At 41.2% G+C, this 21,771-nt stretch carries 19 protein-coding genes; 12 read left to right on the plus strand and 7 right to left on the minus strand.

Annotated elements, in window-relative coordinates:
• Window positions 1–81 precede the first annotated feature (81 nt).
• From ubiE to PSR9079_RS14775, 11 genes are all read left to right on the plus strand, one after another.
• Complete coding sequence (ubiE, locus tag PSR9079_RS14725; protein WP_145240051.1) at window positions 82–837, plus strand: bifunctional demethylmenaquinone methyltransferase/2-methoxy-6-polyprenyl-1,4-benzoquinol methylase UbiE; 756 nt, start codon at window positions 82–84, stop codon at window positions 835–837.
• A 40-nt stretch (window positions 838–877) separates the two neighbouring features.
• Entirely contained in the window at window positions 878–1,483 is a 606-nt protein-coding gene (locus PSR9079_RS14730) for a ubiquinone biosynthesis accessory factor UbiJ (protein WP_149982215.1), read from the plus strand.
• A 17-nt stretch (window positions 1,484–1,500) separates the two neighbouring features.
• Window positions 1,501–3,105 (plus strand): ubiquinone biosynthesis regulatory protein kinase UbiB, encoded by a 1,605-nt coding sequence (gene ubiB / locus PSR9079_RS14735; RefSeq protein WP_149982216.1) that lies wholly within the window; start codon window positions 1,501–1,503, stop codon window positions 3,103–3,105.
• Window positions 3,106–3,185: 80 nt separating this feature from the next.
• Entirely contained in the window at window positions 3,186–3,425 is a 240-nt protein-coding gene (gene tatA, locus PSR9079_RS14740; RefSeq protein ID WP_149982217.1) for a Sec-independent protein translocase subunit TatA, read from the plus strand.
• Window positions 3,426–3,430: 5 nt separating this feature from the next.
• Window positions 3,431–3,763 carry a Sec-independent protein translocase protein TatB gene (gene tatB / locus PSR9079_RS14745; protein ID WP_149982218.1) on the plus strand — a complete coding sequence of 111 codons (333 nt, stop codon included), beginning with the start codon at window positions 3,431–3,433 and terminating at the stop codon, window positions 3,761–3,763.
• A 47-nt stretch (window positions 3,764–3,810) separates the two neighbouring features.
• Complete coding sequence (gene tatC, locus PSR9079_RS14750) at window positions 3,811–4,554, plus strand: twin-arginine translocase subunit TatC (protein WP_149982219.1); 744 nt, start codon at window positions 3,811–3,813, stop codon at window positions 4,552–4,554.
• On the plus strand, window positions 4,555–5,085 hold the full coding sequence (locus tag PSR9079_RS14755; protein ID WP_149982220.1) for a hypothetical protein: 531 nt from the start codon (window positions 4,555–4,557) through the stop codon (window positions 5,083–5,085).
• Window positions 5,085–5,867 carry a TatD family hydrolase gene (locus PSR9079_RS14760; protein ID WP_149982221.1) on the plus strand — a complete coding sequence of 261 codons (783 nt, stop codon included), beginning with the start codon at window positions 5,085–5,087 and terminating at the stop codon, window positions 5,865–5,867. Before PSR9079_RS14755 ends, PSR9079_RS14760 begins: the two co-directional genes overlap by 1 nt.
• Before the next feature lie 2 nt (window positions 5,868–5,869).
• Window positions 5,870–7,720 carry a sensor domain-containing diguanylate cyclase gene (locus PSR9079_RS14765; RefSeq protein ID WP_149982222.1) on the plus strand — a complete coding sequence of 617 codons (1,851 nt, stop codon included), beginning with the start codon at window positions 5,870–5,872 and terminating at the stop codon, window positions 7,718–7,720.
• A gap of 9 nt (window positions 7,721–7,729) precedes the next feature.
• On the plus strand, window positions 7,730–8,737 hold the full coding sequence (gene hemB / locus PSR9079_RS14770) for a porphobilinogen synthase (RefSeq protein ID WP_149982223.1): 1,008 nt from the start codon (window positions 7,730–7,732) through the stop codon (window positions 8,735–8,737).
• A gap of 142 nt (window positions 8,738–8,879) precedes the next feature.
• Window positions 8,880–11,615 (plus strand): ExeM/NucH family extracellular endonuclease, encoded by a 2,736-nt coding sequence (locus PSR9079_RS14775; protein WP_149982224.1) that lies wholly within the window; start codon window positions 8,880–8,882, stop codon window positions 11,613–11,615.
• Window positions 11,616–11,693: 78 nt separating this feature from the next.
• Here the strand turns inward: PSR9079_RS14775 and PSR9079_RS14780 are convergent, their stop codons facing one another.
• The 7 genes from PSR9079_RS14780 to agaR all read right to left on the minus strand — a co-directional run bounded on the left by PSR9079_RS14780 (window position 11,694) and on the right by agaR (window position 20,109).
• Window positions 11,694–12,125 (minus strand): hypothetical protein, encoded by a 432-nt coding sequence (locus tag PSR9079_RS14780; RefSeq protein WP_149982225.1) that lies wholly within the window; start codon window positions 12,123–12,125, stop codon window positions 11,694–11,696.
• Window positions 12,126–12,526: 401 nt separating this feature from the next.
• Complete coding sequence (gene fusA / locus PSR9079_RS14785; protein ID WP_145240072.1) at window positions 12,527–14,611, minus strand: elongation factor G; 2,085 nt, start codon at window positions 14,609–14,611, stop codon at window positions 12,527–12,529.
• Between the two features lie 165 nt (window positions 14,612–14,776).
• Complete coding sequence (gene nagA / locus PSR9079_RS14790) at window positions 14,777–15,940, minus strand: N-acetylglucosamine-6-phosphate deacetylase (protein ID WP_149982226.1); 1,164 nt, start codon at window positions 15,938–15,940, stop codon at window positions 14,777–14,779.
• On the minus strand, window positions 15,937–16,866 hold the full coding sequence (locus PSR9079_RS14795) for an ROK family protein (RefSeq protein ID WP_145240076.1): 930 nt from the start codon (window positions 16,864–16,866) through the stop codon (window positions 15,937–15,939). Before PSR9079_RS14795 ends, nagA begins: the two co-directional genes overlap by 4 nt.
• The gene (locus PSR9079_RS14800; RefSeq protein WP_149982227.1) at window positions 16,859–17,995 is read right to left on the minus strand and encodes an SIS domain-containing protein; all 1,137 of its coding nucleotides are present in this window, start codon (window positions 17,993–17,995) and stop codon (window positions 16,859–16,861) included. The genes PSR9079_RS14795 and PSR9079_RS14800 overlap by 8 nt, the downstream gene beginning before the upstream one ends.
• A gap of 17 nt (window positions 17,996–18,012) precedes the next feature.
• Window positions 18,013–19,296 (minus strand): D-tagatose-bisphosphate aldolase, class II, non-catalytic subunit, encoded by a 1,284-nt coding sequence (locus PSR9079_RS14805; protein ID WP_149982228.1) that lies wholly within the window; start codon window positions 19,294–19,296, stop codon window positions 18,013–18,015.
• 42 nt (window positions 19,297–19,338) lie between these two features.
• On the minus strand, window positions 19,339–20,109 hold the full coding sequence (agaR, locus tag PSR9079_RS14810; RefSeq protein WP_145240083.1) for a transcriptional repressor AgaR: 771 nt from the start codon (window positions 20,107–20,109) through the stop codon (window positions 19,339–19,341).
• Window positions 20,110–20,372: 263 nt separating this feature from the next.
• On the opposite strand from agaR, the gene PSR9079_RS14815 reads away from it, so the two are divergent.
• Window positions 20,373–21,746: a Gfo/Idh/MocA family protein gene (locus PSR9079_RS14815; protein WP_149982229.1), complete on the plus strand. Its 1,374-nt coding sequence runs from the start codon at window positions 20,373–20,375 to the stop codon at window positions 21,744–21,746.
• The last annotated feature ends 25 nt before the right edge of the window (window positions 21,747–21,771 follow it).

Here is a 21,771-nt window from a genome sequence, read left to right on the forward strand (position 1 = left end):
AGCAATTTCCCCCATATTCAAATTGCACCATGGCGTAACAATCAAGTACACTAGTCTTTATTACCACGATAGAGATTAATCATGAACGAGAATCCTGAAAAGACCACGCATTTTGGTTATAAAACCGTTGCCGAAACCGAAAAAGCTTCTATGGTTGCCGATGTATTTCATTCAGTTGCTACTAAATATGACGTAATGAATGATCTCATGTCGTTTGGTATTCATCGTTTATGGAAACGTCAAACCATTGCCAGCTCAGGTGTGCGTAAAGGCCATCATGTGCTGGATTTAGCAGGTGGCACCGGCGACTTAACGGCAAAGTTTAGTCAACTGGTTGGTGATACTGGGCAAGTAGTATTAGGTGATATTAACTCATCAATGCTTAAAGTGGGCCGCGAAAAGCTACATAACCTAGGTCTAGTCGGCAATATTGACTACGTACAAATGAATGCTGAAGCACTGCCTTTTCCTGATAATAGTTTTGATTTAATTACCATTGCCTTTGGTTTACGTAATGTTACAGATCAAAATAAAGCACTTCGCTCGATGTATCGAATCTTAAAGCCTGGTGGTCGTCTACTGGTATTGGAGTTCTCCAAACCAGAGCATCAAGTGTTAAGTAAAGCCTATGATTTTTACTCATTTAACTTACTACCTAAAATGGGAGAGTTAGTTGCTAACGACGGTGAATCATACAAATACTTAGCTGAATCAATTCGTATGCACCCAGATCAAGAAACACTAAAAGCAATGATGAACGAGGCTGGATTTGAGCAAACCACCTATCAAAACCTCACCGGTGGTATTGTAGCATTACATCGTGGCTTCAAATATTAAGCGTCACACCAGCTAGTAACGTTTATTGCTAAGGTATTGTATGTTAAATAATTTCATAGTCGCACTAGTCGAAGGTATTTTAAATACGGCACTTAAGCTCGACCCCACTCTTGGCGATAGGCTGTCATCAATTGCCCAACAACGCTTATTAATTGATATACGCGATTGGCAACAGCAGTTTTTAGTGGTGTTTACTGGCCAGCAACTGCATTTATACAACACTACCGAAACGCAATATGACTGCATGATAAGCGCCGATATTAATACGTTAATGGCACTTAAAAACCCTGCGATGCTGACTCAGTTAATCCGCCAAGATAAACTCGATTTGCAAGGTGATCTAAATATTGCACAAGGGTTTAGTAATGCTTTCGCTGCGCTTAATATCGATTGGCCTGAACACTTATCTGATTATCTTGGTGACGCAGCGGCACAGCAACTATGGCAGTTAGTTAAACAAACTCAACAGCAAGGTCAAAAAGCCAACAAGAAACTCTCTACAACGCTCACTACTTTATGCCAAGACGAGCTCAAAGTGACTATTCATCCTTTAGAGCTTGAGCAATTTAAGCAACACACGCGTCAACTCAAAGCACATGTTGCGCAACTTGAGTTACGTATCAACCAACTACTTCAAGCAAAATGAATCAGTAAGGATTATCTGTGTCAGCTGCTCGGCTTTATAACATCACAAAAACCCTCCTTAGCTATGGTTTGGATGAACTGATCCCATCACAAAAAATACCTTGGTATGGCAAAGTTGGCCGTGCATGTCTATTTTGGCTAACCAATAAACACCCAGAAAAACCAGCAGGGTTAAGACTGCGTTTAGCATTACAGCAATTGGGGCCGGTGTGGATCAAGTTTGGCCAGATGTTATCTACTCGGCGCGATTTATTACCACTAGACATCGCTTTAGAGCTGGCCTTACTACAAGATCAAGTACAGCCATTTGATGGTGTGTTAGCACAACAACTAATTGAAAATGCACTTGAAATCGATGATATCAGTGAATACTTTAGCGATTTTGAGCAAACCCCTTTAGCTTCAGCATCCATTGCCCAAGTACATACTGCCACTTTAGTGGATGAACATAATCAACCACAAAAGGTGGTTATTAAAGTTATTCGCCCTGATATCAGAGAACAAATTGACGCTGATTTAGCATTAATGGAACAATTTTCCAAAGTAGTGGCCAAGTTAATCAATGAAGCGAAAAGGTTACGCCCAGTTGAAGTAGTCAAAGAGTATAAAAAAACCTTACTTGATGAACTTGATCTGATGCGTGAAGGCGCAAACGCCATTCAATTAAAGCGTAATTTTGAGGGTTCTGATTCGCTTTATATTCCCTATGTTTACAGTGACTATAGTCGCGTAAATGTACTAGTCATGGAGCGAATCTACGGTATTCCAGTGTCTGATACTGAGGCATTAGTTGCGCAAAACACCAATATGAAACTACTGGCCGAACGCGGTGTGGAGGTGTTTTTCACCCAAGTGTTCCGTGATAGTTTTTTTCATGCTGATATGCACCCTGGTAACGTATTTGTATCCTACGAGAGCCCTGAAAACCCTAAATTTATCGGTATTGATTGTGGCATCGTGGGCACGCTAAACAAAGAAGACAAACGTTACTTAGCCGAAAACTTTATTGCCTTTTTTAATCGCGATTATCGTCAAGTCGCACAATTACATGTCGATTCTGGCTGGGTACCTAAAGACACCAGCGTGGAAGAATTTGAGTTTGCCATTCGCACTGTCTGCGAGCCGATTTTTAATAAGCCATTAGCAGAGATTTCATTTGGCCACGTCTTAGTTAATCTATTTAATACCGCTCGTCGCTTTAATATGCAAGTTCAACCCCAATTAGTTCTACTACAAAAAACCTTGTTGTATGTTGAAGGCCTTGGGCGTCAGCTATATCCACAATTAGATTTATGGAAAACAGCTAAACCCTTTTTAGAAGACTGGGTAAAGCAACAGGTTGGTCCTTGGTCGGTATTGAAACAGGTATACGCAAACTTGCCATTTTGGGCAGAAAAAATGCCTGAGTTACCTGATTTGATTTATCACAACCTAAAACAACAGCGCAACAGCCCTGCACCACTGCCACAGCCATCATACAAGCCATTATTACTTGGTCTTTTTGCTGGTTCAGCAATGATAGTCTCTGGGTTATGTTATTTGCAGCATGACCTTGTCGCTGCAGGTATTGCTGCGATATGCTCTTTAAGCGGCTTTATACTTGCTTGGCGCAGCGCAACATAAACTAAGTGCTATTTAGTGCTCGGTGAGTATAATCAGTACAATAATTTTAATTCACAGTATTTAAATAAGTGGAGAACATCATGGGTTTTGGCGGCATTAGTATTTGGCAATTGTTAATTGTTTTAGCAATCATAGTGTTACTTTTTGGCACAAAAAAATTGCGTGGCATTGGCGGTGATTTAGGTAACGCTGTAAAAGGGTTTAAAAAAGCAGTCTCTGAAGATGAGCAAAATAAACCAGCAGAACCAATTGAACAAGCAAATAACCCAATACAAAACAAAGAGTCTGTTGATAAAAATAAAGAAGACCATAAGGCTTAATTAGCATGGGTATGTGGGAACTTGTTGTGGTGTTAATCGTCGGCTTAGTGGTACTTGGCCCTGAGCGTTTGCCGGTTGCTATTCGTACTGTTAGCCGTTGGGTAAAAACTATAAAATCGTTGGCTAATTCTGTTAAGGCTGAAGTCAACGAAGAATTAAGAGTGCATGAGTTACACCAAAATTTAAAAAAAGCTGAACAACAAGGCATGCAAGACTTAAGTCCAGCAATAAAAGACTCGGTCAGCGAATTACAAAAGGCAGCGGACTCAGTCACCCACAGTTATAAAAAAAGATCTTCTGAGCAAACAGATAAAGTGAATATTGATGAACAAAAATGAAATTTTTTTTGTTGGCTATGGTCTATATATCGGTAACGAGTTAAATTATGACTGAACAAGTTAAATCAGGCTTTGTAAGTCATTTAATTGAATTGCGAAATAGGCTTATGAAAGCCTTATTAGCTATATTGGTATTTTTTATTGCGCTGGTTTACTTTGCGAACGATATTTACGGTTTTGTAGCGGCCCCATTAGTTGCGCACTTACCAAGTACAGCAACCATGATCGCTACTGATGTAACAGCACCATTTTTTGCGCCGTTTAAGTTAACCTTATTTGTCGCTTTATTTGCAGCGTTTCCATTAATATTACACCAAATATGGGGCTTTATTGCGCCAGGGTTATACCAACATGAAAAACGCATGCTAATGCCTGTTTTAGCATCTAGCATTATACTTTTTTATAGCGGTATCGCATTTTGTTACTTTGTAGTACTACCCATAATTCTTGGCTTTTTTACTAGCGTTGGCCCAGAAATGATGACGTTGGCACCAGATATTAGTAGCTACTTAAGTTTTGCGTTGAAGCTATTTTTTGCTTTTGGGGTCGCTTTTGAGATTCCAGTAGCGATAATGCTGCTGTGTTTTAGTGGCGCTACCACAACACAAAGTTTAAAAGAAAAACGTCCTTATATTGTGGTCGGTGTTTTTGTTGTAGCTATGTTTTTAACGCCACCGGATGTACTATCACAAACATTATTAGCATTTCCCATGCTACTGTTATTTGAATTGGGTTTAATCTTAGCATCCTTTTATAGCGCTAAACCCCAGCAAAATGAGTCTGAGGAATAAATGAAAAAACAACTACTACCAATACTTGCCTTATTAAGCATTCCTACTGTTCATGCCAATGAAGTTAACTTACAAGCTTTACAAGCATGTACATTTGTAGAAAATGACTTCAATCGTCTGCTTTGTTATGACAACACTATGGCGGGTAAATCATTAAGTAAGCCAGCAACAACAAAAACCTTAACCCCACCTGCCAACTCAGCAGCCCCTAACGTTGGCACACCAACAGCTGCAGCAGTAGCCAATGAGCAAATAGTTAAGACTAAAAATGACGATTTTGGTTTAGAACACAAAGAAGTAGCAAGAGATAATGACAATGAAATATCAGCCGTCGTTAGCAACGTCAAAGAAGCGCCATACGGTGAATTAATTATTAGTTTAGACAACGGTCAACAATGGCGTCAAATTGGCTCAGATAGCTTGCGTATCGACCAAAATGATACCGTGATTATTGAACGTGGTATGTTCAACTCCTTTTTATTAAAAAAAGCAGGCCAGAATCGTTCGATCCGCGTTAAGCGCACTAATTAATGACCACATCACTCATTGATGCAGGCGTAAATCTTACTAATCATCAATTTGATGCTCAACATTCGGCTATCATTGCTCGCGCAAAAGCGCAAAATGTTAGCCAAATGCTGTTAATTGGCTGCGATATAAACTCCAGTCAGCAAGCGATTAACTTAGCACAACAGTACAACCTACTTACTACCGCCGGTGTTCACCCCCATGACGCAAAATCAGCCGATGGAAAACTAGAAACACAACTGCGCACTCTCGCTGCACACCCTGAGGTTGTAGCGATTGGCGAATGTGGATTAGATTACAATCGCGACTTTTCTCCCCGCGAGACTCAACGTTCCGTGTTGCACCGACAACTCACTTTGGCGGTAGAGTTAAACCTTCCGGTATATTTACATGAGCGCGATGCGAGCGAAGATATGCTGGCAATATTGCAACAGTATTCGGTGCGTGGAGTATTACATTGTTTTACTGGTGATCAACACGCCTTAGAACAATACTTATCGCTCGGTTTATACATTGGTATTACCGGTTGGGTCTGTGACGAACGTCGCGGTAAATCACTGCAACAACTGATGCCAATGTTGCCATTAGAGCGCCTATTAATAGAAACGGATGCACCGTTTTTGATCCCTCGCTCGTTAACACCAAAACCCAAATCGCATCGCAATGAGCCAAGCTATTTACCACATATATGCCAAACTATCGCGTCCTTAAAAGGACTAGAGTTTGCAACTGTTGCAAAGCAAACTACACTTAACTTCCAACAGTTATTCAACCACAAGGGCTGATAATGAAGCGTGTTTGGTTGCTGCTTTATAGCTTTGTATTTATTTCATTTACGGCCAACGCAACGCAGATCACCTTAGATAAGCACTTCAAACACCTTGTGAATATACCTTTCGAATATTCCCTGCAGCCTTTCACAGCAGAGCAAGCCAAGCTCACTTCAAATCAGCAATGGCAACAGCTTTCAGAGCAATCGCTCAATTTAGGACTCACTAATCAAGCCGTATGGCTACGCCTGCAACTGGTTAACGCTGAGAATTCAGAGCTACCAATTTTATTGTCCATTGATAATCCGTTATTAGATAAAGTTGCTGTATACCATTACTTTAAGCAAAACAGATTATTGTTTAAAGAAATTGGTGATGTATTACCACTCAATAACCGACAAATTAATACAGAATCATTATTAGTAAAGCTAACACTGCCACCGGCAAGTCAGTCAACATTACTTCTTCGAGTTGAAAGTCTAGATGGTGTTAGAGTGCCGTTAAGTCTTTGGCAGCATGACGAATATTTAAAAGATAAAAGTAAGTTTAATTTAATGTACGGCCTGCTCGTCGGATTTATTTTATCGTTGGCAGTCACTTGCTTGGTCATGTTTGGCTTTTCACGAAAACGTTACTTTGCACTCAGTGGCAGTATTTTAATCACGTTATGGTTATTACTGATTTACTTATATGGCTTTGGTTATCGCTATTTCCACCCGTCTTTGCCTAGTTTGCAGCAGCTAGCCGTGCCTAGCATGCTGATATTAACCACTTGCTTATTCAAGCTATTATTTGAACAATTGCGCCTGCCCACAAAAACAGCGCTGCAACCCTTACACAAATGGAGTAACTGGTTACTTTTTATCAGCTTATTTTTTATCTGGTTGCTCCCTACAAATATCATGCTTTATTACAGCCTAATTGCACCGGTGTTGATTATGTTGTTACACATAACTGCGTTAGGGATCGATATTAAGCAACAGCGAACGCAGCCTCTGAGTGCGCTTTTATGTAGTATGTTAATGTTCTTAACTGCGCAGATCTATCTCATAATTGTCGTGTTTGACATCTATGATTTTAATACCCGTGGTTTACCATTTGTATATGTTAGTTTTTTAATCTGTTCACTCAGTTTAAGCTTTGCCACCATTAAGCACTTTTTAATCGAACGCGATGCCCAAGTCACCGACCAGCAGTGTAAAATCGCCCAAAGTGAAGCTCAAGATGCTTTATTGCAAGAGCGTTTAGCACTACAAGAGCAAGCTAGATTAGATTTAGAAGCAAATATAGAAGAGCGTACCTTTGAACTTCAGGTCACCCTGCGGGAACTTGAAGACAAGAATCGCGCACTTGAACAAATCAATATGGAAGATCCATTAACACAAATAAAAAATCGCCGCTACTTTGATAAAAAACTAGTGATGGATTTGCGTCGCTCTCGTCGAGAGCAAACGCCTTTAAGTGTGGTCATGCTCGATATTGATCACTTTAAGAGCATTAACGACACCTACGGGCACTTAATTGGCGACCAAACTATTCGTGCTGTGGCTGACATTATAAAAAGCCATTTAAAACGCCCACTCGACGAAGTAGCCCGTTATGGTGGCGAAGAGTTTGTGATCTTACTACCTAATACCATCCTCGGCGGTGCAGTAGAAATAGCTGAGAAAATCCGCCAAGCAATCATGGATGCCACAATTACAGTGGCAAACACCCAGATAAAGTTTACCATTAGTGCTGGTGTATATAGCGCCATTGCAGAAGACATTCATAATCCGGGATTATTCACCGACTGCGCCGACAAAGCACTTTATCATGCCAAGCAAAGTGGACGTAATCGTGTAGTTAGTTTTCCAATTTTAGACTAGGAGCAAATAATGGCCCAATCAGGTCTCGACCTTTTCCCTTATACTCGCATGCGCAGAATGCGCCGCAATGATTTCTCTCGCCGCTTGATGGCCGAAAATCAACTCAGTGTAAATGACTTAATTTATCCAGTATTTGTACTTGAAGGTAACAATCGCCGTGAAGCCATTGCATCGATGCCAGGCATAGATCGCTTATCGATTGACTTACTGCTGATTGAAGCAAAAGAGTTGGTTGAATTAGGTATTCCTGCAATCGCTATTTTTCCGGTCACCCCTGCGGACAAAAAATCATTGCTTGCTGAAGAAGCTTACAATGATGATGCACTGGCACAACGCACTGTACGCGCACTCAAAGAAGCCTATCCAGAATTAGGGGTAATCACCGATGTAGCGCTTGATCCATTTACTGTGCATGGACAAGACGGCATTATCGACGATAATGGCTATGTAATTAACGACATCACGACAGAAATATTAGTTAAACAAGCGATATCTCATGCACAAGCGGGTGCAGATATTGTTGCCCCTTCAGATATGATGGATGGCCGCATTGGCGCGATCCGCGAAGCGCTAGAGGCCGAAGGTCACATTCATACACGCATTATGGCTTATTCAGCTAAATATGCCTCAAGTTACTATGGACCATTTCGTGATGCCGTCGGCTCTGCTGGTAACTTAAAAGGTGCGGACAAAAAAACCTACCAAATGGACCCTGCTAATTCTGATGAAGCCATTCGTGAAGTAGCGCTGGATTTACAAGAAGGTGCTGACATGGTGATGGTCAAACCTGGTATGCCTTATTTAGATATTGTACGCCGGGTTAAAGATGAGTTTGGTGTACCTACTTTTGCTTACCAAGTGAGTGGCGAATACGCTATGCATAAAGCGGCGATAGATAATGGCTGGCTTGCTGAAGAATCCACGATTATGGAGTCATTGCTTGCTTTCAAGCGTGCTGGCGCTGACGGTATTCTTACCTATTTTGCAAAACAAGCTGCACAATTACTTAAAAGATAAGCCTCATAGATATTTAATTTAGAAAAGGGCGATTAACCGCCCTTTTTATTTTCATGTTATTAACATTTTGTATTTTCTTTGTCATAAATTTTCCTTAAACTGTTTGTCCCATTCGGGACACAATACACGGGAAAAAATAATAATGTTCAAAACAAAAATAACGCCATTGGCGCTTGTTATTGCAAGCCTCAGTGCACCAGCTTCTGCTAATTTAATAATTTCAGAATATGTTGAAGGTGGCGGTTACAATAAAGCAATTGAAATCTACAACACCTCATCAACAGCTATATCTCTCGACGGCTATACCCTTAATTTATATTCAAATGGCAGTGATACAGTTTCAACAAGTGAAGAATTGTCAGGCTCTCTTGCTGCTGATAGTACTTTTGTTATTGTAACAACGGACACCCGTGCTTTAGATGACTTAACAACTAAAGCAGATTTACGTAGCGGTGCTGTTAACTTTAATGGTGATGACGCTTTCACACTTACGCTCGGTGATACTGTTATTGATAGTTTTGGACAGGTAGGTGTGCAAGAAGTTTGGACAGCGGGAGGGGTAACTACTAAAGATAAGACTCTACGTCGTAAGGCAGATGTCACCTCTGGTCGCACTGATGCAACTAGCGCGTTTGATCCTAGTGAACAATGGCTACAATTTGATAAAGATGACTTTTCTGGCCTAGGCTTCCACGGTGAAAACAACCAACCAGATCCCGAGCCAGAACCGGAGCCGTTAGTCCCATTAGAATGCGGCGCAGCTAAAACCTTGATCAGCGCTGTACAAGGTGAAGGCGGTGATAGCCCTCTATTAAACACAGAAATTGAACTGGAAGGCGTGGTAACTGCTGATTTTCAAGGTAGTGAGCAATTAAGTGGCTTCTTTATTACATCACTTGATGCAGATATTGATACAAACCCACTTACTTCTGAAGGTGTCTTTGTTTATTTTGCTGATACCGATGTCAATGTTGGTGACCATGTGCGCGTCAAAGGCAGTGTTGCTGAATACTTTAATGCCACCCAAATTGGTGATGTTAGTCAAGTGGAAGTATGTGCTACAGGCTTAACGCCAACAGCAACAAGCATCACTCTCCCTGTTAATAATGTAGCCGATTTAGAAGCTTATGAAGGCATGCTGGTTTCACTAGAACAACCGCTGGTCGTTAGCAACAACTATGGTTTAGGCCGTTATGGTGAAGTAGGTCTTGCCACAGAACGTTTATATCAAGGTACACAAATAGCCCTTCCCGGTGATGCTGCTAACGCTGTTGAAGCCGAAAACATCAAGAAACAAATCTTACTTGATGATGGTTCAACGAAACAAAATCTTGACCCAGTTTCTTACCCAGGTACTGGCTTAGACGCTTATAACACATTACGTTTAGGTGATTCTGTGAACGCAATCACTGGTGTAATGGGTTACAGCTTTGATCGCTATCGCATTCACCCAACAGTACAACCAACTTTTGTTGCAACTAATCCACGTACAGATGCACCAGAACTGCACGCTGATGCAGATCTTCGGATTGCAAGCTTTAATGTGCTTAACTACTTCAATGGTGATGGCCAAGGTGCTGGTTTCCCAACCAGTCGTGGGGCTGATAGTGAAGCTGAATTTATTCGCCAACAAGCGAAAATTGTCAGTGCACTTGTTGCTATAGAAGCTGATGTTATCGGTTTAATGGAAATCGAAAACGATGGTTTCGGTGCAAATAGCGCTATTGCTAGCCTTGTTAATGCGTTAAACGATGAAGATAGCAATAATGAATACGCCTTTGTTAATTTTAACGTAGATAAAATTGGTACTGATGAAATTACCACCGCACTTATCTACCGTGCAAATAAAGTCGCACAAGTTGGCACCGCAGCTATCACAACCCAATATCCATTTGACTATAGTAACCGCCCACCTATTGCACAAAGCTTCAAATCTCTTCAATCAGAAGAAGTATTTACTGTTGCTGTAGCGCATTTAAAATCCAAAGGTAGCTGTGGCAGTGCTAATGGCAACAATGCTGATTTAGGTGATGGCCAAGCATGTTGGAATGAGATCCGTGTAGCGGGCGCCAATGCTTATGCTGACTGGCTTGATAGCAAGCCAACTGGTGTAGACGATGAAGACATCATTTTAGTAGGCGATATGAATGCCTATGCGATGGAAGATCCAATACGCGCATTTGCTGATAAAGGATTTAAAAATGTCGTCGCAGAATTAGATGGTAATACTCTTGGCTATTCATATAGTTTTTCTGGCCGCATGGGTAGCTTAGATCATGCTGTTGCTAGTCCAAGTTTACTTGCTAAAGTTGTCGCAGCGACAGATTGGCATATCAATGCTGATGAGCCGATCAGTCTTGATTATAACGTAGAGTTTAAATCTGATTCTCAAGTTGCTAGCTTGTATTCAGAGAGTGCTTATCGTGCCTCTGATCATGATCCTGTAATTATTGATATTCAATCTACACCTGCTGTAGAGCCAACGCCTGAGCCACAAGCTCCAGTGCTAGAGCCTGAGCAGAGTTTTAACATCAGTGAAAATAGCCCTATTGGCACTGTCATTGGTCAATTGAGCTTTAGCGATGCAGATGCACAGTACACACCCGTTATTGGCTTTATTGTTTCTGGCCACAATGCAGTGACTATAAATGAGCAAGGACAACTAATCGTTGCTGGTGATTTAGACTATGAGTTTGAAAGAAAAATCACATTAATGGTACAAGCAAAAGACAGTGCTGGTAATTTATCAAATGCACAGCTTGTGTACATTAATATCGCTAATGATGAGACTGATGACGAAGACGATGACTCAGGTTCATTATTTTGGTTAACGTTACTGGCGTTACCACTAACACTCCTGCGCCGTAAAAAAGCGTAGTATAAACTAAACTCTGCTTGAATAGGTTTATTCAGCAGAGTTCAGATTAGTAAAAAGGCCGCTAAACTGCGGCCTTTTCTATGCATTACATTCAGTATGCTGTGAATTATTACAGCGATTCTTCTTTTTGCTATACCAACACCTAATTGACTGCTGGGCTTGCTCGTCAAACTGCCAGTTATAAAAACAAATTTCTTTGTTATTTTCTAAAGAAACCGATAATACAGTCAGTAATTTTAATGAGTTAAATTGAATATCAACAATTTCATCTGCATTAATATATTTTTTACTTAACCCTTGAGAGTAATAAATACCCGCTTTATAACAATGCATAAAACGTAAGTTGGCGATACTTAAAATTGAGATAATAAAAATAACAGGAACAATAATTAGGGCTAAAAAAGTCTGATTAACAGCAAAGATGATTGTTAGCAAAAAAGCAACTGTACAAAGGGTTAGTATCATAACTAACTGCAACAGCCAGTTTGGGCTCAATTTAATTGCATTCATATAAACGTCCTAAAAAAGTACACATATATGTCTCTTTATTCGAGAGACTTCCATTTCTCTAATATGCGTATATGGGTGGCATAAGCGGGTATTCTACCTGTATTAGTAACTAAGATTCAAGTAATTGCACTACTTTTTACCTAGTTATAAATAACTAGTTTAATTAGTAAAACAGCCAGCTTTTAAACTACAACTTATGAGTGGAATGACGTTTAAACTGCAGTAATAAATAGTTGATTCTTTTTCTATTATTTAACTGTTTGCTTAAATAACTACTAAAGAGTGCTAACTACTCATTACTAGCATGACAACAAAAAAGTATTCGATTGTTGGAGGGATAATATTTCTGGCAATAAAAAACCCGCAACAGGTGCGGGTTTTTTTAAGAGTTTAAAGGCTAATTACTTAGCAGCTTTTTTCTCTTTTTCTGCAGCGATTACAGTTTCAGCTACGTTTTGTGGACATGGTGCATAGTGTGAGAACTCCATAGAGAACTGACCACGACCTGATGTCATTGTACGTAATGAACCGATGTAACCGAACATTTCTGATAACGGAACGTCAGCTTTAATACGAACGCCTGTTAAACCAGCTTCTTGGTCTTTCATCATACCACGACGACGGTTAAGGTCACCGATTACATCACCAACGTGATCTTCTGGAGTGAACACGTCAACTTTCATGATTGGCTCAAGAAGTTGTGCGCCCGCTTTAGGGATCGATTGACGGAAAGCGCCTTTAGCAGCGATTTCGAATGCGATTGCAGATGAATCCACGGCATGGAAGCCACCGTCGAAAAGTTCAACTTCAACGTCAAGCACTGGGAAGCCAGCTAGCACACCTTCGCTCATCATTGACTTGAAGCCTTTCTCAACTGCAGGCCAGAATTCTTTAGGTACGTTACCACCAACAACTGATGATTTAAACGTGAAGCCTGAAGCAACTTCGCCTGGCTTGATACGGTAGTCGATTTTACCGAACTGACCAGAACCACCAGATTGTTTCTTATGCGTGTAGCTATCTTCGATTTCACGAGTGATAGTTTCACGGTAAGCAACCTGTGGTTGACCAACGATAAGGTCTACGCCGTAAGTACGCTTAAGGATATCAACTTTGATATCTAAGTGAAGCTCACCCATACCTTTAAGGATAGTTTCGCCTGAATCTTCATCAGTCTCAACTTGGAAAGATGGATCTTCTGCAACCATTTTACCGATAGCAACACCCATTTTCTCATTACCGCCTTTATCTTTAGGCTGTACAGCAATCGAGATTACTGGAGTTGGGAATACCATTGGCTCAAGTGTTACTGGGTGCTTAGGATCACAAAGAGTGTGACCAGTTTGCACGTTTTTCATACCTACGATTGCAATGATGTCACCAGCTTGTGCGCTAGTTAATTCGTTACGGTCGTCTGCTTGCATCTCAACCATACGGCCAACACGCTCAGTTTTACCAGTAAACGCGTTAAGGATTGTGTCACCCTTATTAAGTTTACCTGAGTAAATACGTACGAAAGTTAATGCACCAAAACGGTCATCCATGATCTTAAACGCTAACGCTTTGAATGGTTCGTCAGTAGATACGATTGCGAATTGACCATTTTCGTTACCTTCTTCATCCATAAGAGGTTGAGGATCAACTTCTGTAGGAGATGGTAAGTAGTCAACAACAGCGTCAAGTACTAATTGCATACCTTTGTTCTTGAAAGCAGAACCACAGTATGTAGGGAAGAAAGCAAGGTCACGAGTACCTTTACGGATACAACGCTTGATATCTTCTAAAGAAGGCGCTTCACCTTCCATATACGCTTCAAGAAGTTCGTCGTCTTGCTCTAGAGCAGTTTCAACTAGCATTTCATAGTATTCTTCAGTTTTGTCTACCATGTCAGCTGGAACGTCTTCGATCGTGTAGTTCTCTGGAAGACCAGTTTCGTCCCAGATGTATGCTTTTTTAGTTAAAACATCAACAACACCACAGAACTCATCTTCGATACCGATTGGTAACGTCATGATTAGTGGGTTTGCGCCAAGTACTTTACGTACTTGCTCTGTTACACGGTAAAAATCAGCACCCATACGGTCTAATTTATTTACGAAAATAACACGTGCAACTTCTGATTCGTTAGCATAACGCCAGTTAGTTTCTGATTGTGGCTCAACACCACCAGAACCACAGAATACACCGATGCCGCCATCAAGTACTTTTAATGAACGGTATACTTCAACTGTGAAGTCAACGTGTCCAGGAGTATCGATAACGTTAAAACGGTGATCTTTCCAGAAACAGCTTACAGCCGCAGACTGGATAGTAATACCGCGCTCAGCTTCTTGTTCCATGAAGTCAGTTGTTGATTCACCATCATGAACCTCACCAGTTTTATGGATTTGACCAGTAAGCTTTAGGATACGCTCAGTAGTCGTGGTTTTACCCGCATCAACGTGCGCGAAAATACCAATGTTTCTGTACTTCGATAAATCTGCCATTATTTTACTCTTAATAAAGTCGAAAAATTATTCGGCGGGAGTATAGCATTACTTATAGCGAACATCACCATACATGTCGCTTAAAATGCAATCAATTTTATAATATTTTACTTTCTATGGGTTTTGAAGCGCATAGCCACACTAAAGCCGAGCGCTTTAGCCATTTTATGCACTTTTAAAAAAGCACCGCTGACCCTTCACATAGGTCGCCTGAATACTAAAATCGCTGTTTAAAATAGCAAAATTCGCATGCTTACCTTCCGCTAAAGAACCAACTTGGCTGGCAATATTAAGAAATTGCGCGGGCACAATGCTGGCCATATTTATCGCCTCACGTAGCTCAACACTGCCTAATTGATGTATATTTTTAACTGCTTGCTCAAGCGTTAAAGTGCTGCCAGCTAACGAGCCGGAGGCAGTTCTCGCCACACCTTGTTGCACAACAACATCCATTTTACCCAATTTATACTCACCATCATTTAGTCCACCAGCATTGATACAATCACTGATCAAAGCGATTTTTTGTGGACCTTTTAGCTTATAGATCAGCTTTAAAATTGCAGGATGAAGATGTACACCATCTGCAATCACTTCAACAAGTGCGTCATCATTCATCAATACCGCGCCGGCACAACCTGGATCACGATGATGAATGCCACGCATCCCATTAAAAACATGCACCCCACCGCATGCGCCATGCTCAAGCGCGCTTTGGGTTTGTTCATAATTGGCATCACAGTGACCAAGCATTACCCTAATTCCTTGCGCTGTCAGGTATTCAATTAATGCATTTGCGCCTGGCTTTTCTGGCGCCAACGCAACCACTTTTAAGCTACCCATGGCTGCATTAATCATCGCTTCTAGATGCGACTGCGATAGCTCTAAAAAGTAATCTTGATTGTGCGCGCCTTTATGAACTTCACTGAAAAACAGGCCCTCACTATAGCCACCTAGCAACTGTGCACCGCTAGGTTGCTGCGTGTATGCCTGACCAATTACACTCATAGCATTAAGTGTTTGTTGCCAATCGGTGGTCACAGTCGTTGCTAAAAAGCCTGTTACTCCATGCTCTGCAAGTGAGCATGAAATCGTTTCAATACTACTCATTTTACAATCAATCACATCACAACCTTCGCGACCATGAATGTGTAAATCAATTAAGCCTGGAATAATTGCAGCATTACCATAATCATCAATAGGCACACCGGCTTTAGGGTTTTGCGTAAAGTGACTAATAATGCCATTTTCAACTAACATGAAGTGATTTTTAAGTACTCGTTTTTGACAATAAATTACATCAGCTTTGACGTAAAAAACGGATCCAATCATGCCAGCGCTCCCACTTGTTCTTTGGCCAAAATAGCGGCACCGCGAGCGCCACTGGCATCGCCAAATTCAGCAAGCACTATCTTTGGCACCCGAATATCAGCAAATACATACGGTACGATTGCCTCTTCAAGCTTGCTCATTAGTTCATCAACTAAAGACATACCGCCACCAACTACAATCACCTCAGGGTCATAGGCCATAATAATTGCCGCAAAAGTACTGCCAATTAAATCCAAATAACAGGCAAAGCTTTGTTGGCAAAATACGTCGCCTTTTCTCAACCCTTCAACAATTTCAAAAGTAGTTAATACTTCGCCAGAAAAGTGCTGGTAAATTCTCGCCAAGCCAGGGCCTGCAATATAACTTTCAATGCACCCTGTTAAACCACAGCCACATTTTAAAATAGGTAACTGGTACTTCTGCTGTAACACTGCAGAAAGTGCGTAATGACCGTATTCACCAGCAATTCCCTGGGCGCTTTTATACAATTGACCATCAATACACAGCCCACCACCCGCACCAGTACCAAGAATTGCACCGAACACCCGGGTATGTTGCAAACCAACGCTGCTGCGCGCTTCTGAGAGTGCAAAACAGCGGCAATCGTTTTCGATCGCAACCGGGCGATTTATTAACTGAGCTAAATCTTGCGCGGCATTTTTACCGGTCGCATGAGGCACGTTAGCCGACAGTACTTGTTGGTTCGCATTAACAATGCCAGGCATACCAATACCGACCGCACCGTGACATTGATATTTATGATCAGCACTTAAAATCATACCTACTAACGCATTTAGAAAGTCTTGATAACTATTTTGCGGAGTCGCAATGCGCCATGATTCAAGTTGCTTTAATGAAGCGTCAAATACAGCAAGCTCAATTTTACTACCGCCAATATCAATGCCATAAATATACTGCTTAGTCATTAATATCACCTTGTTTTAGCGGGTAAATCGTCACCCCTTGCACCACTCTGTTTACTTCACCAGTTGGGCATGGGTTATCTACTGTAATGCCTAATTGCCACGCTTTATAGAACGACATTATTTGCGCGCAGACCATATAATATAAGCCATTAAATACATCGTCTAATTGCTGCATCACCGTGTCATCTGGCAGCGCCAAGGCATGAACATCAATAGCTTTATTATCACTACGTAACTCATTCAACAAATCAATATCGTACTGCTTGGTATAGGTATTAGTTGAGCCAAATAAAATAATTAAGGTTTTATCATCAACCAATGATTTTGGGCCGTGACGAAAACCAAGCGGGGATTCAAAATACCCCATAACTTGACCCGCACTTAATTCTAATAATTTTAATGCTGATTCTTGCGCATAGCCTTTTAAGGATCCTGCGCCTAAATACACTAAGCGATGCATAGGCAGTTCAGCCAATGTTTTTAGTTCAGCTAATTTACCAGCAATATTTTTTTCAACCGCTTCTGCAATAGTTAAAACAGCGTTATCTGCATCACTAAATATTGCCACACTTGCCACCAACATTGAGGTAAAACTACTGGTCATAGCGAAGCTGTGATCAAGTGTTTGCGTAGGCATCAATAACGAGAAATAGTTTTCATCTTGCGCTACTTGTTTATGCAGTGCTCCATCAGGGTTACAAGTAATAAATAGATGCGCGCAGTGTTTTACATAGTTATTCACTACATCAACAGCGGCAACACTTTCAGGACTATTGCCCGAGCGTGCAAATGACACTAATAAAGTTGACTTATTTGGCTGTAAATACTGCTCTGGGCAGGCAACAAGCTCTGTGCTACTAACACTTCGACAAGCAATATCCAATTGTTGATTCAAATAACCAACAACCGCCTCACCAACATAAGCTGAGGTACCGGCACCGGTAAAAATTATTTGCGCATTTGGCTTATCTAATACGCCCGCAAGCCAACTATCTAGCTGCGCTTGCGCAGCTTTTACAATACTGAGCGTTGCTCGCCAACAATCGGGCTGCTGCATAATTTCTTTTGCAGTCCATAAACTATTTTTAGCTTCTAAAAGGGTTTCATCAATTGCTAAATAACTAGACATTACTACCTCACTTACGTCTATTGTTGTTTAAAACACGCATCTGCGTAGCGACTGGTTACTTGCATTATGTGATGAAGTACCAAAGATTTAGGGCTGTTTTGCAGGGTGTTATTTCGCACTGCAAGATACTGCAATGGCATATATTGGCTTAGTAACGGCAGTGGTATCGGTTGTTTTTGTAAATTACAAAATAGCTTATCAACGGCAGCTTGATTGCCTTGTTGTCCCCAGTAATAACGGATTCGATCACTAAAACTAAAGCGACGATAAAGCTGCTGCACTGATTTATCAACTTGATAAAAACGCTGCCAATTTTTCGGAAACTGCTGCATATCGGCATCAATAACAGTGCGTATATGTGAACATTGCTCGGTGTCTATTAGCGCATCTTCAATATGGCTTAATGCAAATAATGCCTCACGCAAAGCAAAGGTAAGCTCTGGGCCCACTTTTAAAATCGCAAAATGATCATTTACTAATTGTTGATACGCAATGGGCGTTTGATAATCAGTTGAATGTGCTTCAAAGGCAATGCCATCAACGGCCTTTATATATTGCTTTAGCCGTTGCGCTTTAGCGCTATCATAATCAAATACTTGCGTGTTATCGAATTCCACACCTGGCTGTACAACCAAGCCAACCACTCGCTGCCATGCCGATGATAACCCCTGCTGTAAAAATGCATCGTGATGCAATGCCAATGTACTAGCAACATGGTCAGTTTCTGTGACTGCAAGCGTATCTATTTGCTCATCGGCACCACCGGGCGGCGGCACCTCAGTACCAATAACATAGACTAAGTCACTGCGGCCAAAGGTATCTAATGCTGTTTGTTCAGCCACTGCACACAACTGCGCCGCACGTGTTGCAACTGTTTCATCAGCTAAAATTAATTCATCATCGGCGCAGCGCATACTGGTGTCTAAGTGAATTTTTTTGAATCCTGCACCAACATAACTGGCGATCAACTGCTCAGCTTTTTGCATCGCCGATTCAGCGCTTTCATCACACCAACACACAGGGCCTAAATGGTCACCGCCAAGGATCAGCTTATCAATTGCAAACTCTTGCTTTGTCGCAAGCTGCTCAATAAATGCCATAAAATCAGCAGGTAACATACCCGTATAACCACCAAACTGATTGACCTGATTAGCGGTTGCTTCGATTAATAAATAACTATTATCTTGTTTGGCTTGCAATATGGCAGCTTCTAGCACCAATGGATGAGCGGAACAAACGGCATAAATACCCTGTTTTTCGCCGCGTTTATTCGCTGCGATTAATTGCTGTAATATCGTCATTGCAAGCCTCTTCGTTAGATAATCTTTGTTTAGTTATGAAAGTTAAAGATCGAGAATATGTAACCGCACACCTGCATCTTCGAGCGCGGTTTTTATCTCTGCTGGAATTCCACTGTCTGTAACCAGTACGTTTATTTCACTGGCGGCAATAATTTTATGCACGCCTTTACGATTAAATTTACTAGAATCTGTTACTACTATGATCTCTCGCGATACTTCACACATCACCCGATTTAGCAGAGCTTCAAGCTCAAAGTGCGTTGTAATACCAATATCTTTTTCAAAGCCATCAACACCCAAAATTAACTTATCAAAGTGATATTGTTGTAAGTGCTGTTCAGCTTGGCGGCCATAAAATGACAGTGATTTTTTACGTAGCGTGCCACCAGTCATTAACACTTCAACCGATGGCGCATTAAGTAGTGAGTGCGCCACATTTAAGCCATTGGTCATCACAACTACGCCGTGGTGGCTGGTTAGATTTTTAGCGACTTCTTCAGTTGTTGTCCCTGAGTCTAAAATAATCGATTCACCATCCTTAATTAGACTCGCCGCAAATTTACCTAAGCGCTCTTTAATACCGCGATTTGCATCGTGTTTTTCTTTTAATGATAATTCTTGAGTTAAGCGATTACTGGCAACTGCACCACCACGGGACCGTACCAACAATCCTTTTTCATCCAACTCATTTAAGTCGTTACGGATAGTTACCGTTGAAACACCAAACAACTGAGCCAACTCAGGAACCTGCACCCGCTCTTGTTTGTAGACCAATTGCACAATCTCATGACGCCTTTCGATAGTGTTAAGCATGTCCGCTCTCTTTCATTGTTAACTTTCATTCATTGTACGCAGCTTTCGTTTACTTTCAATTCAATTTTTTTACATTTATCTTTAAACATTAAAAAACGCAATTAAGCCACTGTAAATAAAGACTTTAAAATAAAAAATAAAAACAACACCCTTAAAAATGAAAGTAAACGAAAGATTTTTATCTTGCATTGACATTTTGTTGTGTGTACAAATAAAAGCCTGCGAAAACAAATTTACAAATAATAAACAATAAGGGCAATGTTATGGGCGATCTCAACCGTAGACGATTTTTACAATCAATGGCCGCAATTGCAGCAACCAGCGCGGCTTTGGGTTGTGCTTCTACCACCAATTCCAAATCGATATTAAGAACCGCACAACAAGGACGTTCAACCCTTGGCTTAACTGTGCCAAAAATGGACGTAGTAAGGGTTGGTTTTATTGGCGTGGGTGAACGTGGTGTTGGTGCTGTTAAGCATTTTTGTCATCTTGATGGCGTTGAAATTAAAGCAATTTGTGATACCCATCAGGCCGTTGTAGATAGGGCCGTGAAGATTGTTGTTGATAAAGGTTTTAAAAAACCAGACACCTATGGCAAAAACGATCACGATTACCGCCGTATGCTAGAACGCCAAGATATTGATATTGTTATTATTTCAACACCATGGCAGTGGCATACGCCGATGGCTGTCGATACCATGGAAAGCGGCAAGCATGCTTTTGTTGAAGTACCAGCAGCAGTGACTGTAGAAGAGGCATGGCAACTAGTAAACACCTCTGAGCGAACTCAGAAAAACTGCATGATGTTGGAAAATGTTTGCTACGGACGCGACGAATTAATGGTTCTTAATATGGTTCGCCAAGGCGTTTTTGGTGAATTGTTGCATGGTGAAGCAGCATATATCCATGAGCTACGCTGGCAAATGAAAGAAATTGACCATAAAACAGGTTCTTGGCGTACACCATGGCATGCAGCGGTTAATGGTAATTTATACCCAACTCATGGCTTAGGCCCTGTTTCACAATACATGAATATCAATCGTGGCGATCGTTTTGACTATATAAGCTCGATGAGCTCGCCATCATTAGGCCGTGCAGCCTACGCTAAAAAAGAATTCCCCGCAGATCATAGCCGCAACAAACTTAACTATATTGCGGGTGATATGAATACCAGCATTATTAAAACGGTTAAAGGTCGCAGCATTATGGTGCAACACGATACCACCACCCCACGTCCTTATTCTCGTCATAACTTAATTCAAGGCACTAACGGTGTGTTTGCTGGCTTTCCAAATAGGATCGCACTTGAGCAAGGTGGCAGTAAAAGCTATCACGAGTGGGATTATGACATGGCTGATTGGTATAACAAATACGATCATCCGCTCTGGCAAAAAATGGGCGCTGAGGCTGAACGCAACGGCGGCCATGGTGGCATGGACTTCTTGATGTTTTGGCGGATTATTTTTTGCCTACGCAATGGCGAACCACTTGATCAAGATGTGTATGACGCAGCCGCATGGTCAGCTGTTTTCCCGCTATCTGTTGATTCTGTAGCCGATAGAAGTAACAGCAAAGACTTCCCAGATTTCACCCGTGGTCTTTGGCAGCAAGCAAAACCACTTGGCATTATTTCGTAATTAACCTCACGCGTGTTGGAGAAAA

The organism is Pseudoalteromonas rhizosphaerae (assembly GCF_902498845.1).
GTDB lineage: Bacteria > Pseudomonadota > Gammaproteobacteria > Enterobacterales > Alteromonadaceae > Pseudoalteromonas > Pseudoalteromonas rhizosphaerae.

What these genes read in the sequence shown, in the direction of transcription:
- ubiE (WP_145240051.1), top strand. Translation starts at nt 82, where the DNA reads ATGAACGAGAATCCTGAAAAGACCACGCATTTTGGTTATAAAACCGTT.
- PSR9079_RS14730 (WP_149982215.1), top strand. Translation starts at nt 878, where the DNA reads ATGTTAAATAATTTCATAGTCGCACTAGTCGAAGGTATTTTAAATACG.
- tatA (WP_149982217.1), top strand. Translation starts at nt 3,186, where the DNA reads ATGGGTTTTGGCGGCATTAGTATTTGGCAATTGTTAATTGTTTTAGCA.
- tatB (WP_149982218.1), top strand. Translation starts at nt 3,431, where the DNA reads ATGGGTATGTGGGAACTTGTTGTGGTGTTAATCGTCGGCTTAGTGGTA.
- tatC (WP_149982219.1), top strand. Translation starts at nt 3,811, where the DNA reads ATGACTGAACAAGTTAAATCAGGCTTTGTAAGTCATTTAATTGAATTG.
- PSR9079_RS14755 (WP_149982220.1), top strand. Translation starts at nt 4,555, where the DNA reads ATGAAAAAACAACTACTACCAATACTTGCCTTATTAAGCATTCCTACT.
- PSR9079_RS14760 (WP_149982221.1), top strand. Translation starts at nt 5,085, where the DNA reads ATGACCACATCACTCATTGATGCAGGCGTAAATCTTACTAATCATCAA.
- PSR9079_RS14765 (WP_149982222.1), top strand. Translation starts at nt 5,870, where the DNA reads ATGAAGCGTGTTTGGTTGCTGCTTTATAGCTTTGTATTTATTTCATTT.
- hemB (WP_149982223.1), top strand. Translation starts at nt 7,730, where the DNA reads ATGGCCCAATCAGGTCTCGACCTTTTCCCTTATACTCGCATGCGCAGA.
- PSR9079_RS14775 (WP_149982224.1), top strand. Translation starts at nt 8,880, where the DNA reads ATGTTCAAAACAAAAATAACGCCATTGGCGCTTGTTATTGCAAGCCTC.
- PSR9079_RS14780 (WP_149982225.1), bottom strand. Translation starts at nt 12,125, where the DNA reads ATGAATGCAATTAAATTGAGCCCAAACTGGCTGTTGCAGTTAGTTATG.
- fusA (WP_145240072.1), bottom strand. Translation starts at nt 14,611, where the DNA reads ATGGCAGATTTATCGAAGTACAGAAACATTGGTATTTTCGCGCACGTT.
- nagA (WP_149982226.1), bottom strand. Translation starts at nt 15,940, where the DNA reads ATGATTGGATCCGTTTTTTACGTCAAAGCTGATGTAATTTATTGTCAA.
- PSR9079_RS14795 (WP_145240076.1), bottom strand. Translation starts at nt 16,866, where the DNA reads ATGACTAAGCAGTATATTTATGGCATTGATATTGGCGGTAGTAAAATT.
- PSR9079_RS14800 (WP_149982227.1), bottom strand. Translation starts at nt 17,995, where the DNA reads ATGTCTAGTTATTTAGCAATTGATGAAACCCTTTTAGAAGCTAAAAAT.
- PSR9079_RS14805 (WP_149982228.1), bottom strand. Translation starts at nt 19,296, where the DNA reads ATGACGATATTACAGCAATTAATCGCAGCGAATAAACGCGGCGAAAAA.
- agaR (WP_145240083.1), bottom strand. Translation starts at nt 20,109, where the DNA reads ATGCTTAACACTATCGAAAGGCGTCATGAGATTGTGCAATTGGTCTAC.
- PSR9079_RS14815 (WP_149982229.1), top strand. Translation starts at nt 20,373, where the DNA reads ATGGGCGATCTCAACCGTAGACGATTTTTACAATCAATGGCCGCAATT.